Here is a 13818-nt window from a genome sequence, read left to right on the forward strand (position 1 = left end):
CAAGGCGCCCTGGCGTTCGAGCTTGCGCCACTGGAACAGCAGCCCCGCCGAGACGCCCTCCTGGCGAGCCACCAGCGAAACGCTCATGCCTGGYTCGTAGGTGCGGCGCACSARGGTCGCCTTCTCTGCCAGGGACCAGCGCCTGCGGCGCTGGTCTTTAACGACTACCTCTACTGACTCCGTATGCCTAGTCATATGCACAGTCCTGTTCCTATCTCCAAAGATAAGCGACAGGACGGGGCCGGGGAATCAAGGGGCTATCTCACAGAAGACCTTCGTGTCCGTCGTTTTTCCCCAGTGGTCGAAGTCGCTTCAGGAGAGCCAAGCAGGAGCTGAGCAGACCTTCAAACAAGCAGCGCGCTCTCTGTTCTGGACGAAGTGGACACTGGTCGCTTCTGTTTTGGTAAGCCTCGGCATCGCCGTGTTCCAGTTCAACGAAAGCCGCTCTGCAGGCATCGACAGCGCGGCGCAGGCTGAGAAATCGAACGCTATCCTTCGACAGCAGGTCGAATTGCAACGCCAGGCGCTTGAACATCAGGCCAAGGAGGCCGCAGCGATGCGCGAGTCCGTCGAATCGCTTCGCTCGGCCATTGCGACGCAGTCTATGCGCACCAGGACCAGCACCAGCACTCCAGTGCAATGAGTTGGCAGCCCTTGCCCAAGAGGTTGTCACCACCGGGCTAGAGGCGCAGAGCAGTCGCCGCCGCGGCGTCTCTGACGGCCTTATGACCGTTGGGGCAGTCCATTTGGAACCCTGCCTCCATCATCGCCCATAAGCAATGATTCGAACGTAGCCGGTCGCTGCCTCCGACTTGCTTCCATTTTCGTCGTCCGGGACAGCCTCCAGCCTCAAGACAACGCTGCACGTGCAAATTCACGCACCCCACCGGGCATCTCCGCGGGCTGGTACCATTTGTAACGAGCTTCAGCTTTCGTTTGGCTTGAGATGTTGGGAGGCAATTTGGGCGGCTCGTACAACTCGTTGGATGACGCCATGCGCGCGGTTCTTGCAGCATTGCTGAAAGACCAGCCTCAGTTCCAGGCCACCCGCGGCAAGTTCTCGGAGCTATTCGGCTGTTGCCTCCATCTTCGAAACCCTCGCGCCCGCCTAAGCCGCAGCGAAGGGAGGAGCAAGGTGTTCAGCGCGATTGGCGAGTTGATGTGGTACCTCTCCGGTGAGACCAAGCTGGCGTTCATCGACTACTACTTGCCGAACAGATACCAGCAGGAATCCGACGACCAAATCAATGTCCGCAGCGGCTATGGTGAGCGTCTCCTGTCCTTCAACGGCATCAACCAGCTGCAGAACGTCATTGATTTGCTGAACTCGAAGCCCTCATCGCGCAGGGCCGTCATCCAGCTGTTCGATGCCTCCGATATCGCCGCCTCCTACCAATCGGTCCCGTGTACCAACACGCTTCAGTTCATAGGCCGGGAAGGGCAGTTGCACATGCTCGCTTCGATGCGCTCGAACGATGCATTCTTCGGCCTTCCGCATGACGTTTTTACCTTCACCATGCTTCAGGAGCTGGTCGCCCGTTCCGTCGATATGGAGGTCGGGGAATACAAGCACTGCGTCGGCAGCTTGCACCTTTACGAGGACCAGCGAGCCGGCGCCGCCCAGTACCTGGCAGAGGGATTTCAGTCTCATTCGGAGATGCCCCCAATGCCCAACGGAGACCCTCGAGCAGCAATCGAGGAGCTCAAGGCATACGAGCACAGGCTGCGACACGGCAGCACCGACCTACCACCCCCAGGTTGGGACCCGTACTGGCAAAGCATTGGCGAGTTACTGGCCGCGTTCAGAGCGTCAAAGAACAAGGACCTTCCAGCGCTCCAGGAGCTGATGAAACGGCTTCGGCCGACCGTGTTCAAGATGTTCGTCGAAGCAAAGGTAGATTCTTTGGAGGCAGAGGTTTCTGCCTTGGCGCGCTCGTGAGCAACACAGCATTGATTAACGAGGTGGAGCAACTGCTGTCACTGCTCCACGGAGGGTTGCCGGCAAAGCTCGGCGGAATTCCTTGGGCTTCTCCTGTCGTTTCGTTCGGCAATCCGGCGACGAGCACAGTGGCCACGCTCGGGCTCAATCCAAGCAACCTGGAGTTCATGGACGCTGCAGGTCGGCGGCTCGTCGCGCCCCATCACCGCTTCGAGTCGTTGATGAGCCTCGGTGCACGCAGTTGGGGAAGCCTTGCGCGCGGAGATGTTCAGCGCATCTTGCAGGCCTGTGAGGACTACTTCTTCCGCAACCCTTACGACCAGTGGTTCAAGCGGCTCGACAAGGTGCTCGTCGAGACAGGGGCTTCCTACTACACGCGCTTGGGTGACGGCGCCTGTCACCTGGACTTGGTCCCGTTTGCGACAGAGGCGAAGTGGTCCGCGCTCAGTCCGGACCAGCGCGCCCGGTTGATAGAAATCGGGGTGCCATCTCTGGCCCGAACGCTCAGTGCATCGGACGTGCGGGTTCTGGTTCTGAACGGCAGTACCGTCGTGCGCGAGTTCGCCCGCCTGGTAGCGCCGGAGTGCCTGCGGTCACACATCGAGCCGTCCTGGACACTGCAGGATGGACGTGTTCAAGGCGTGGCGCACGTCGGTCGGGTTTCTGAGGTTGGCGGCATCGCGCTGCGTCGCGAACTGCTCGTTCTAGGCTTCAATCACAACATTCAGAGCAGCTTCGGTGTGACGACCCAAGTGGTGTCGAACATCGCGGCGTGGATAGGCTGCCAGTCGGCCGGAGTACTTGCATGAGACAGAAAGTAGCGGCGCTCAACAACCAGCTGCAGCAAGGAATCGCTGCATGCATCCAGTACGACTTTCCTCTGCCTGGATTGAACAACCCTCAGCACCAGAGCGTACTCGTGCGGCAGCTTATCGACAGCGTCCGCCGAGTCCAGTTCGTCTCTGTGATTGCCGGGCGCGACATCAACGCGAATCGGGCGGATGGTCTTTCTCCCGACTTCGACCCCATCAGGGCCGCCAAGCTGAAGCAGCAGGCCGGCGAGTTTGACGAAGCCTGTTGGCTCGCATTCCTCTTTGTTCATTTTGGCCGCCATCCCGTTTCCGGATACCGCTACACGCGGGACTTTTACAGCGCCCTCGGCCAGCGTCCACCGTGGACTTTCGCTGCAGTGAAGGCAGACATCCCAGGCATGAAGGCTTGGCTCGACCAGAACGATGCAATCCTGCGACGCGGCAAGGGCGACCGCGGCTTCGGAAACCACCGCAAGTACCTGAGCTTCTCAGGTACCAAGCCGAACGGGACGGGGCACGCATTTGAGACGTATGTTCAATGGGTAACGGCCCACGTCGACCACGCGACTCTTTTTTCAGATGCGCTCCAGCAGTCCAACAACGACCCCGCCCAGGCATTCGAATGGCTCTACAAGTCGATGAACGCCGTGGCGTCGTTCGGGCGCATCGGCAAGTTCGACTACCTCACGATGCTTCAGAAGCTCGGGTTCGCGAACATCCTGCCAGGCAGGCCCTATTTCGATTCAGGAACTACGGGACCGAACAAGGGAGCTCGTCTGCTGTATGAGGGGGGAGCGCAGCAGCTGACATTGCCCGAGCTGGAACGCCGAACGCAGGTTCTCGGGCAGCACCTGGGAGTGGGTATGCAGGAGATGGAAGACGCCCTTTGCAACTGGGGCAAGAACCCAGGCGCCTACACGTACTTCAGAGGCTAGTCGGCCCAGCTATACCGCGCCTTCAGATTGTTGAAGTGCTTGTAGGGAACACGCCCGCACCGTTGAAGCTGGCCAACAACGATGCCGGGCGCGATACCCGCGTTCTGCGCCAATCGCAGAATGCTTCGCAAGGACGGCGGCGCGCTTTCAAGCACTTCTGTGCCAACCTTCGCGAACAGGTTTTGAAGTGCGAAGTCATCGGCCTCCTTCTCGGCTTCGCTGTTGCGGTCCTCGAGGCCCTCGAGAAAGACCTCGTCGCGTGCATGCAGGAGCAGATGCCCGACTTCGTGAAAGACCGTGAACCAGAACTGGTCGTCCGCCAAATAGCGGAAGCTCAGCTGCATGAGCGCGCGGTCCGAGTTGAGAAACCGCGTTGCACCGCTTGCGCGACACCCCTCAGGCGTTCTTGCAACAACCATTGCAACGCCGCTTGCGGCAAGAATGGCTTCAAGGGTGGGCAAGAAGACGTTGGGGTCGGCTTCCAACGTCAGTTCGCGAATCGCCTCGAGCGATGCATGCAGACGGTCGGGATTCCACGGCGCGCAGTCCACGGCGCTCGCCGCGATTTCGCCTTGTCGAAGCCACGCGGCCACGGCCGATGGCCGGGTCGCATATGCATTGCTTGCCCGATACGCCGATGCAGCCATGAGGCGCGTGTACTTCCGCTCGAACGAGCTGGACGTGGTCACGCCAAAGAACGCACACGCGTTCAGCGCAGTCTCATGGGCGGAAGTGCCTCGTTCAATCCACCCCAGCTTGACCATGTCCTTCAGTGGAACTTCTGACATCCACTCGGCGGGCGATTCACCCACAGCTTCGCAGATGCGCCTGAGGTCCGAGCGATACGTCTCCTCGCGACGCAACCAGAAACCCGTGGTCGCCCCCAGCACGTTGGATAGGCATTCCGCCCAGTCTGAAGTCAGCGGCTCCACCCCGAAGATGAGGCGAGTAACGCTCTGAACATCTCTGTGCGCGCGTTCCGCGAGTTCCTTCATCTGAAGGCCTCGCTCCTGCAACAGGTCAAGCACCGTTGCACCGGGAGGACTCGCCCAGTTTGGCTCGAACGTGTTCATGGACATGATTTTATGACTCCAGAGCGACGACCTTGACCCGGCGAATGCGGGGCCAATTTGCGGTGCCATCAGGCGAGGTTCTGGGGGGCGCATGGTTGGGTACAACCGTCATCTGCGCTGCCTTCCCAAGTTTGATGTCGTAGCACTCACCGAAGGCGCAGTGACCAGGGGCAGCGCCAACAGGCACTTCTAACATTGAATCTGCTGCGCGGATGTCGGAGAGTCTGCGCCTCAACGCATCCGCGACATCTGGTCCAAACTTCGCCACGGCGAGGTCCTCCTCGCTACACAAGTCGCGCAGTTGTTCTGTTTCGAAGTTGAGTTCCAAGGTGCTAGCGAGTCGTTCTTCGAAGTGTTGGCAGAAGCCTTCGAAGCGGCCGTCAAGGAGACCTCATCAGGAAGAGCGGTCGCGTGAGACGGCAGCCGATAAGCCTGCGCGTTTATAAGCTAAAACGCTGACCAACTGCGCTTTAGACGGACCGTTCCTGCTCGCTGCGCCAGGGCCAAGGCACAGAACGGCTAAAAGAGTTTGCGTTGCATCGTTGTCAGCGCGACGAAGCTCTCGCCCAGAGGGTACAGAATCGCGTCGGCAATCGGTTGTAGTTGTTTGCCAAGGTAGTGCTCGTAGTCGATGAGCGACTGCCGCGCCTCCAGAGGTTCTGGTCCGCTCTGGGTCATCACGTACCGAATCCAACCGCCGTGTTGGTACTGCCGAGGACGGCTCAGCTTGACGTTGTGGGTGTCGGCCAGCCGCGCTGCGCGAACCTGGGGTGGAACGTTGACCTGGTAGGCGTCGAGGCGGTGTCGCAGGCGCTTGCGGTACACCAGTAGCTCATCCTTGCGCCCCGCCAACGTCGCCTGCGCGTACTCAGCCACGAACTCGCGGTACGGCTGGTGGCGGAAGATGCGTGACAGCAAACCCTCCTGGAACTGGCGCGCCAATGGCGTCCAGTCGCTGCGGGCCATCTCCAACCCGCGGTAGACCATCTCCTCCTTGCCGCTGGCATCCACGCTCAGCCCGGCGTAGCGCTTCTTGCTGCCGACGTCCGAGCCACGGATGGTCGGCATGAAGAACCGCGCGTAGTGCGTGTCGAACTCGATTTCCAGAAAGCTCTCCAGCTGCTGCTCGTCGCGCAGCTTGCCCGTCCACCAGGCGTTTATGTCTCGTACGAGCTCCGCAGCGACTGCGTGCGCCTCGGCGTTGGTGTGGGTGCGTTTGAGCCAGATGAAGATGGAATCGGTGTCGCCGTAGATGGCTTCGTACCCACGCCGCTCCACAAAGTCCCGAGTGAGCTTCATCATCTCGTGCCCTCGCAGCGTGACGGCGGAGACGAGCTTGGGGTTGAAGAACCGGCACTCGGATGCGCCCAGCACCCCGGAGAACGAGTTCATGAGCAGCTTCAGTGCCTGCGACAACGGCTCGTTCTTGGCGCGCTTGGCCTCGTCACGGGCGCGCGACAAGGTGGTCACGATGTCCGGCAGGCAATGCACGTCGCGCGAGAACCGCGTGCCTTGCGGACCATGCACGAGGGCCTCGTTGTCTCCCGCGTTCTCGCCTTCGACCAGGCCCACGGGGTCGACTAAGAAGGTCCGGATGATGGAGGGGTACAGGCTCTTGTAGTCCAGGACCACCACGGAGTCGTAGAACCCGGGCTTGGAGTCCATGACGTAGCCGCCTGGATAGGCCTTGGCCGCGATGTCGCCGACGTTCGGCGCCACGTATCCGAGCCGGTGCATGCGCGGTAAGTAGTGGTGGCTGAACGCGGCGATGGAGCCGCCGAAGTGGTCTGCCTGTAGGCCGGTCGTCTGCGCGCGTTCCAGCACGAAGTTAAGCAGCCTGGCCTTTTCGAAGATGCGCAGCACCAGTGCGCAGTCGCGGATGTTGTAGGTGGCCAGCGCCGGCTTGTCTTCTTGAAAGCGCCGCTCGATTTCGGCCATCTTGTCGTACGCGTCGCCGATGTCCTTGCCTTCGCCCAGCAGCTCCTGCGAGACGGCCTCCAGGCTGAACGAGGGAAAGCTCCAGCTAGCGGCACGTAGCGCCTCGATGCCGTCGATGACTACCCGACCGGGCATCGGTGCGAACAGGTAGCCTTGTTTGCCAGGATGGGTGCGCCAGGCGATGGGCATTCGCTCGCGGCCCAACAGCAGCGGCACACCGCAGGCATCGGCGGTCTTCTGCAAAACCCGCAGGTCGAACTGCACGACGCTCCAGCCCACGATGACATCCGGGTCGTGTTCGACGAACCAGGCGTTCAGCCGCTCGACCATCTCCGCGCGGTGCGCGCAGTAGACGACCGTGAAGCCCATCGCCGCGGCCGACTGCAGCGGCGCCGTGCCAAGCATGAAGACCACGCGGTCGTCCTCACCGTCCAGGGCGATGGAGTACAGCTCCTCGGAGGCACTGGTCTCGATATCCAGCGACACCACCTTGACTGTGGGACGGTAGCCCGCAGCAGGCTTGAGCCGGCAGTCGACGATGGTGGCGCCGTCCTGCCGTCCACCTTCCACCAGCACGCCAGCCGTGATGAAGCGTTCCATGAGGTACCGGTCGTGCGGACGGACATCAGCCTCGTACAGCGGAACCTGCTGGGACTGCAGCGCCCGGGCCAGCTTGCCGAGGTCACGGAACTGCCGGACATAGACGCCGAGCGCCGGCTCGCGGCCGAAGGTTCTGAGAGCAAGCTCACGGACCTCCGCCCCAGGCAGGAATGCCAGCTGCGCCTCGACCACAGACCGATGGCGAGCCTGGACAAACGCCACCGACGTCTGCGCCGTCAGGACGACCTTGCGAGGACCGACATCCGTCGCCAGCCAGAATTCGAGTTGGGTCCCTGCTTGACCGTCCCGCCAGTGGCGCGTCAGGATGAAGCCCGTCAGTTCGTTGGAGGCCACGGGAGCTTGAATTCTGGGAAGCCTAGGGTGCTGAATCGAGACCCAATTCTCGACGATGAATATCGTCGCCTATGCATCGCCCTAGGCAGGTCCGATGCCGCATTGGTGCACAAGCCCTAAGTCGTACACCCAGGCGTGGTGCCACGCTCTGCATAGGACCCATCTGGCGACCTGTTGCCTGTACGCCGCGGGCGAAGGCGGCCGCTTCTTCTTGTGCCTGGTGCTGTTGCAGCAAGCGCACGCAGCAACGATGTTGTCCGCGATGTTCCGTCCACCGTCGCTGCGCGCAATGAGATGCTCGGCGGTGCAACGGAGTCGATGCAGCCCTGCCGAAGTCGATGGCGTCGCCACGAGTTCGCTTGGAGGCTGAAGCCACATGGAGACCGAGCAGTAAAAGCATCGGCCGTTTTGGCGTTGGAAGGCTTGAAGCCGGAGGGATGCGATGTTTGATGGCACGAAGGACTCCTTTGAGGAAAGTCCCCGCGCCGGCGTCACGCCAAGTACGGGCACCGGTGCATCGCGCATGTCCGGCGGTGCTGGCTCGACTGAACGCAGCGGGTCTGGCCTCCCAGCCAGACGCGATGCAAGTGTGCAGCGTCGCTCGCCGCAAAGCAAGCGGTAGCGACTCAACCCGAAGCGCTGGCCCTTGCGCCGAGGACTGATATTTTATACAGTCTTCGTTCGAGCCACTTGGAGCAAACCATGCATCACCGTCAGTACCGCTTTCGTCCTACCCGTCCCGCACCTGCCTGGTTGCAGCGCGTCTGGTCGTGGTTCTAGCGAAGGGCAATCCATACGTGGAGCTCTGCCATGAATGCGCCTTTGTTGCTGGAGATTCTTCGGCGCGTGGAGCCTAGCCCGCAAGCGGAACTGCCATTGGCAGCAGAAGGCGTTCAGCGCTATGTGTGGCAACACCGTTGGGGAGAGATGCTCATCGAAGTCATCGGCCAGCAGGTGTTCGTAGATGGAAAGCTTGTTGAGCCATTTCGCGGTTTTTAGGCCGGCAAGCCAGCCGGCGCGCCCACGCCTTTACCAGAGCGCCGGCTAGACTGGGCGGCCATGTCTCGGACGTTCCTCACTGTCGCTTTTCGGGAGAAAGATGCCGCCAAAGCGTTGGGCGCGCGATGGGATGGGACCGAGAGCCGCTGGTACGTGCCTGACGGCTTGGAGCTCACGCCCTTCGCGGCGTGGTTGTCTGCTCCGGCCGGCGCTGTCGCCCATACAAGCTCGCTCCTTCCGTCTACCGAGGCAGCACCTGCGCAGCGCGGCATTTCATACCGTCGCACGGGTCAGTGCATCCAACTGGCACACGATGGGCTTCCTCCTCTGCGATGAAAATGCGTCAGCCATGAGCGACCCGCCTCGAGAATTACAAGTCGCTGCCCGACGGCATCGTTTACCGCCAGGGTCTGACGTTTCGACCAAGTGCGGCCGGGCCGCCGATGGCCTTTAGCTTTGCGCCTGGTGCGGGACCGCATGCAGAAATCGCAGCTTCACCCGTCCAACATCGCAGTTGCCCGGTAAGCCCCGTCGACCCAGTCATAGAGCTGGACCTTGCACACCGCATTCAATCGATGGCCAAGAAGCATGGAGAAGGCAGAAGGGCCTTTGAGAAACAAGTGGATGACATCGAGCCGCTTCTCCGACCGGAACTTGACCAACGCCGCCTTCGCCTCATTCACCGCCAAGTTCATTTCTGACTGGCCAGAGATGGCACGACCGCTGCAGAGCGTCAGAACCGGGAGGTCCTGGAGCGCAGCACCGACTCTGACGGTGAGGTCGGCGCCGACAGCGGTGGTGAACGAGATGGACGCTACCCCTTCAGCAGACGTGCTGGGGGCATCGCGCGTGGACTCCTGGAAGAAGGGGCCATTGGCTTGGTCATAGACATCCGTTCGATACAGTAGGCCGTTGTGTTCGACGTGCAAGACGAACTTGTTGGTTGCACGGAATGCGTGACCCAGGAGGCACGCTGCGGACATGCCTTGCCGCCCATCGAGAACCACGCTCCGACGCTCAGTGCAGTTGCTTAGGAATACGGCCACCTCGCGCGCGGACGCCGAGAGCTGTTGCCAGTCGGCGGTAGTTTTGGAGATGCGCGCAGGGCCGATGAACTCGTCTGCGGCAACTGTGAGCTGGTCCAACGAAGTCTCAGAGCCAACCAGGCGCACGCGCGTCGGGCTGCTGAGCCAGTCGCCGCGGTCATGTTCCAAGACCTCGCAGATGTCTAGTTCTAGTTGGCAGCGATGGACTGGAGCCGTGGAAGACCTTGCAATGTGCGCCTTGAAGCGGTCGCGTAGTCGCGCGGCCTGTCTGCCGCCCAGGTCGATAGTCCTGAGATGGCGTTCGACCTCTCCTGCGAATGCCGCGTCGGCGCTTTCGGGCGAATAGGTTTCAAAGTCGACGTGCTGCAGTGCGAAGCCTGCGAAGTCTTCGTCGACTCCTTGCTTTGCCGCCCAAGCCATGACCTCATCTCGGTCTCGCTGCAGGATGACAGAGTCCGGCTGGTACGACATGCCGACGCCACGCAGCCGGCCAAGCATCGAAACGAAGGGGCTCGTCTTGCCGTTGTAGCCAAGACAGACCAGGCCGAAGCGCACGAGCTCTTGCGGTGCGGCCTCATGCACGCTCTTGAACCGAGCGACCTCCGCCCAGAAGGCCGTTGAGCTCAGTTCATGGTTCTTTGCCTCGAGCATTAGGTGAACCACGCGCCCCCCCGAGCCGTGGTAGCAAACTTCCACGTCGCCGATTGCCTCGCTCACGACGTGGCTGAACGCGCTTTGCGATAGCCACTTGGGCAGGTTCTGAAGGACGTACGCGTCCTGGTACTCGAAGCCTACGCGCGCTGTTGCGCCTCCCGTCGACTCCTTCTCTAGCAGTCCTACGCTCATATTGTTTCTCCAGGTCCAGTTCGGACCGATGAACGCTGCCGTCAGGCAGGTAGGTGTGTGCGCTGCCTTCCAGCGCAGCGCCGTTGAGGCGAAAAATCAGCAGAACAACAAAGTTCGCGCCGACCTGCGCATCCGTTGCAAGCTCGCGCATTGTTGCGTGGTCACGCGTGCTCGGCTGAACGCTGAACAGCGGATGCGTGTGCCATTCGCCAAGGTAGTTAAAGCGCCGAAAGTTGTTGCCATTGGACAGGCAAAACGCCTTGATGGCGCGGGCTGCTCCAGCAACATTGCGCCAAAAGTGCGCGATAGCCCCGGGCTTTTGCACGTCCAACGCGCGAACCGCGAAATGGTTCAGCCCCACGTGCTCACCCATCAGCACCCCGCCGCATTCACGTGAGCCCGCTCTGCTGAGCGCAGCGTGCAGCTTGGATTGCACTTCACGCGGAACCGTGATGCGCAGCACCGTCGCTCCCGCGGATGGATTTTTGGATGGCCGCCAGGTCTTGCTGCTCCTGGTCGGATAGGTGCGGCGCCGGCTCTGACGGTGTCGCCGCGGGGCAGTCGACAGGGATGACATCAAACGGGCAGCGGAACTCCCAGAACTTGCGGAACCCGATAAGGTATGCCGCGGCCGGATAATCGGTAGGGTCTGCGCACAGGGTGTCCAAGCAGAACTGGGTCATGGACGCCGCCAGCGACCCGACATCCGCGTCGGAGGCCACATAAACCACGCCGTCTGTCTCCATACCGTAGGCAGTCATCCGCGCGGTCGGCGCGGGAGCCATCTTCTCCATGACGCCATGCAGATGCGCCCGGATGCTCAACGCATCAGCGTCAAAGCCGGGCCGGCTGCGCGCCATGAGCGCGCCACCACCACCTCCGAAGACTTCGCCCCATACCAAGGCCTTGCCGGCACGCTTTGTGAGCGCCGCGAGCGCAACGAACGCGCTCGGATTCGCGGTTGCGTCTACGACCAGTGTGCAAGCCGCCACGGCTTGGGCAAGCCTCACCGCGACCGTCGGACTGCCCTGCCCAGCAATACGGACCGGCCAGGATTTCACCGCAACGTCTGGCGCAACAAGCTGCAGCGCGCGCGTCGCAGCGGCAAACTTGGAGAAGCCGACATCCATCCAACTGAACTCGTTGCGGACAAGATTCTGAGGCAGCAGCACATCGTCGTCCACCAAGACGAAGTCGCGCACACCGGCACGCGCAAGCGACACTGCAATCTTGCTGCCAAGGGAGCCAACGCCAACAATGGCCACGGACACACCAGCAAGCCTCGAGAAACTGCCGGGAAGCCGTGGCGCGTCTGCATGCAGCACAGCCAGCGGGTGGTAGCGCTGGAAGAAGGTGCTGCCTGCGCCCCTGAGCATGAACGAGCACAACTGGCCTTTTGGGTCGTGAGCAACCAGGAAGACCAGCTTGTCGGGGATGCCTTCGGACCATGGCCAGGCAGGACCGAGAATCGCCTGCAGACCCCCTGCATCCGTTACATCCGCCAGCGCGGTCGCTGCAGGGACCGCGACGGCCATGCCCTGTATCTGGACGCCGGGGCCCTGTAAGAGCGCACTGGGCACGTCAGCGACCGCTGTAAGCGGGTCACCGGTTTGAACGACCACAGCCACGGACTCGCCGTTGAGCGAGTCGACCACACACTGAAACGGAATCGCCGTCGCTTGACCCGGGCCTGCCAGGAGCGCATTCAACGTCGTTGTCACGAGCAGCCGCTGGTTGTGGGCGCCGAGCAGTTGCTCGTCGGTCACCTCGTGACGTGACGGAATCGGCCCGATGCCGGGGACTATCCCGTCCAGAATTTCGCCCCAAATGAGCGTGGTTGCGCTGCGTATGAGGTCCACGCCGGTGACGCCAGGATGCCAGTTGTCAGGCCCATACTGCAGGCAAAGGACACCAGAGTTGACGAACTGGTGTGTGCTCCACGCCTCATCGGCCTTGTGTGGGCGAACAAACGCTGGCACGTCCGGGAACAACTCAGGGTAGACCAACAGCCCGGCAAATGCACCTTTCAGCAGCTTCAGCTCAAACTCGACGCACAGCTCTCCGTCCTTGGAGGCGACCCAGCGCTGCATGGTGAAGCTCGGGGTCGCGCTGGCGTAGTCCTTAAGCAGACGGCGTTCGCGAGCCATCCGCTGAGCCTGGTCCTGCAGCAGCGGCAGCATCAGGCGAAGCCACCAGGCTTGTTCGGGTACACGGCTGTCGCGGGGAAGGTCAGCCCGGCACCGACAGCGGGACGGAGTAGCGACGAGAGCGAAGAGGTCGAGCGCTGGCCGGCCGAAGCTGGGAAGCAAGAACCGAGCACTCGCCGCCACAACTTCAAGGCCTCGTTTTCGTCGGTTTCGTTCTTGGCCTTGCGCGCGAGCGTCGCATGCTCCGAAACCTTGTCGTAGAAAGTCTTGAACTCCTCCGCCTTGACGGCGGAGAAGACATCATTGCCCGGAACGCCTGGGTCCTCCAGAAACGGCACCCGCTCCAGCAGCACGGTGAAGGCGTAGGCATCCCGGATGGCCTCCAGCAGTGTCACGAACAGCGTCTCCAGGTTGGTTTCGCTGAAGCTCATGTGTTTGGCCACCAAGCACTCGAGGATGAAGCCCTTTGGCCTCTTGAGGTCGGCCGGCATGTGCAGCCGCCGCCACCACTTGAACAGCTTGACCATTTTCTTGAAGCGGCCACCCGCGGCCGCGTTCACGTCAATGGTCCACTGGGTATGGGCAGAAGGATTCGTGGCGAGCCATTCTTCCAAGTGCATGTCCGGGATGAGGTAGGCGTCGCCGTCCTCGATGACGGGCACTACGTCCATGTCCACGGTGACCATCCTCACGTTGATGGACCGGCGATTGACCGTGAGATTCACGTAGCCGGCGTCTTTCAGAGCCTGGTGCACAGCATCCAGCACCACCTGAGGCTCATCCTGCGCTGTGTGGCCCGTGACCGCAATGATGTCCACATCGGCGCGCTGCAAGATGCCCCCGACGCTAGTCGGCCGGATGGCCGTGTCCCGTTTGTACGAGCCCGACAGGAAGGACCGGATGTGCACTTCCCGGAACTCGTCGTGCTCTGCCAGGCCATCGCGCAGCCTGTTGTGCGCGCTCGAGCACGCCGCTACGGTTGAGGCTGATGGCTCGATTTCGGAGAGCATGTCGAGAAATTGTTGTTGTGTCGTCATTTCTGCCCCTTTCTGGCGGAAGTTTGCTTGCTGGCGGCGGGCTAAACCCCGGTGCCACACCAGCTAAGACGCCCGAGAATGTCGTCACGGAC

At 61.7% G+C, this 13818-nt stretch carries 14 protein-coding genes and 1 pseudogene; 6 read left to right on the top strand and 9 right to left on the bottom strand.

Annotated features, from left to right (window positions below):
- The coding region (locus ASF45_RS14230) for a transposase (RefSeq protein WP_156472994.1) at positions 1-195 on the bottom strand (195 nt) is incomplete at its 3' end.
- Between the two features lie 82 nt (positions 196-277).
- Between ASF45_RS14230 and ASF45_RS14235 the strand changes: the two genes are divergently transcribed.
- The 4 genes from ASF45_RS14235 (at position 278) to ASF45_RS14250 (ending at position 3686) form a co-directional block, all read left to right on the top strand.
- Positions 278-643 carry a hypothetical protein gene (locus tag ASF45_RS14235; RefSeq protein ID WP_156472995.1) on the top strand — a complete coding sequence of 122 codons (366 nt, stop codon included), beginning with the start codon at positions 278-280 and terminating at the stop codon, positions 641-643.
- Positions 644-994: 351 nt separating this feature from the next.
- Complete coding sequence (locus ASF45_RS14240) at positions 995-1939, top strand: thymidylate synthase (protein WP_063887683.1); 945 nt, start codon at positions 995-997, stop codon at positions 1937-1939.
- The gene (locus tag ASF45_RS14245; protein ID WP_156472996.1) at positions 1936-2748 is read left to right on the top strand and encodes a hypothetical protein; all 813 of its coding nucleotides are present in this window, start codon (positions 1936-1938) and stop codon (positions 2746-2748) included. Before ASF45_RS14240 ends, ASF45_RS14245 begins: the two co-directional genes overlap by 4 nt.
- A complete protein-coding gene (locus ASF45_RS14250) occupies positions 2745-3686 on the top strand; it encodes a phage DNA packaging protein J (protein ID WP_056663383.1) in 942 nt (313 codons plus the stop codon). Before ASF45_RS14245 ends, ASF45_RS14250 begins: the two co-directional genes overlap by 4 nt.
- Here ASF45_RS14250 and ASF45_RS14255 read toward each other — a convergent pair.
- The 4 genes from ASF45_RS14255 to ASF45_RS37085 all read right to left on the bottom strand — a co-directional run bounded on the left by ASF45_RS14255 (position 3683) and on the right by ASF45_RS37085 (position 8176).
- Positions 3683-4759: an ImmA/IrrE family metallo-endopeptidase gene (locus tag ASF45_RS14255; RefSeq protein ID WP_162244000.1), complete on the bottom strand. Its 1077-nt coding sequence runs from the start codon at positions 4757-4759 to the stop codon at positions 3683-3685. The two genes, ASF45_RS14250 and ASF45_RS14255, sit on opposite strands and share 4 nt — an antisense overlap.
- 10 nt (positions 4760-4769) lie before the next feature.
- On the bottom strand, positions 4770-5087 hold the full coding sequence (locus tag ASF45_RS35850; RefSeq protein WP_162244001.1) for a hypothetical protein: 318 nt from the start codon (positions 5085-5087) through the stop codon (positions 4770-4772).
- Positions 5088-5278: 191 nt separating this feature from the next.
- Positions 5279-7651: a DNA polymerase II gene (locus ASF45_RS14260; protein ID WP_056663390.1), complete on the bottom strand. Its 2373-nt coding sequence runs from the start codon at positions 7649-7651 to the stop codon at positions 5279-5281.
- Between the two features lie 81 nt (positions 7652-7732).
- Positions 7733-8176, bottom strand: a complete 444-nt coding sequence (locus ASF45_RS37085) for an HNH endonuclease (protein ID WP_082551015.1) — start codon at positions 8174-8176, stop codon at positions 7733-7735.
- 285 nt (positions 8177-8461) lie between these two features.
- Here ASF45_RS37085 and ASF45_RS35275 point away from each other — a divergent pair, with 285 nt between their 5' ends.
- Together ASF45_RS35275 and ASF45_RS36440 are read left to right on the top strand one after the other, a co-directional pair.
- A complete protein-coding gene (locus ASF45_RS35275; RefSeq protein WP_156472997.1) occupies positions 8462-8650 on the top strand; it encodes a hypothetical protein in 189 nt (62 codons plus the stop codon).
- 60 nt (positions 8651-8710) lie between these two features.
- Positions 8711-8986, top strand: coding sequence for a DUF5710 domain-containing protein (locus tag ASF45_RS36440; RefSeq protein WP_082551016.1), 276 nt, complete (start codon positions 8711-8713; stop codon positions 8984-8986).
- A 158-nt stretch (positions 8987-9144) separates the two neighbouring features.
- On the opposite strand, the gene ASF45_RS14265 is transcribed toward ASF45_RS36440, so the two are convergent.
- From ASF45_RS14265 to ASF45_RS14275, 4 genes and pseudogenes are all read right to left on the bottom strand, one after another.
- Complete coding sequence (locus ASF45_RS14265) at positions 9145-10542, bottom strand: dsDNA nuclease domain-containing protein (RefSeq protein ID WP_056663392.1); 1398 nt, start codon at positions 10540-10542, stop codon at positions 9145-9147.
- Between the two features lie 160 nt (positions 10543-10702).
- A pseudogene (locus ASF45_RS37090) lies at positions 10703-11005 on the bottom strand (Mov34/MPN/PAD-1 family protein); the annotation flags it as partial.
- Positions 10980-12722, bottom strand: a complete 1743-nt coding sequence (locus tag ASF45_RS14270; protein WP_056663394.1) for a ThiF family adenylyltransferase — start codon at positions 12720-12722, stop codon at positions 10980-10982. The gene ASF45_RS14270 and the pseudogene ASF45_RS37090, both read right to left, overlap by 26 nt.
- A complete protein-coding gene (locus tag ASF45_RS14275; RefSeq protein WP_056663397.1) occupies positions 12722-13726 on the bottom strand; it encodes a nucleotidyltransferase in 1005 nt (334 codons plus the stop codon). Before ASF45_RS14275 ends, ASF45_RS14270 begins: the two co-directional genes overlap by 1 nt.
- Between the last annotated feature and the right edge of the window lie 92 nt (positions 13727-13818).

The sequence above is a fragment of the Pseudorhodoferax sp. Leaf265 genome (genome assembly GCF_001422365.1).
Lineage (GTDB): Bacteria > Pseudomonadota > Gammaproteobacteria > Burkholderiales > Burkholderiaceae_C > Pseudorhodoferax.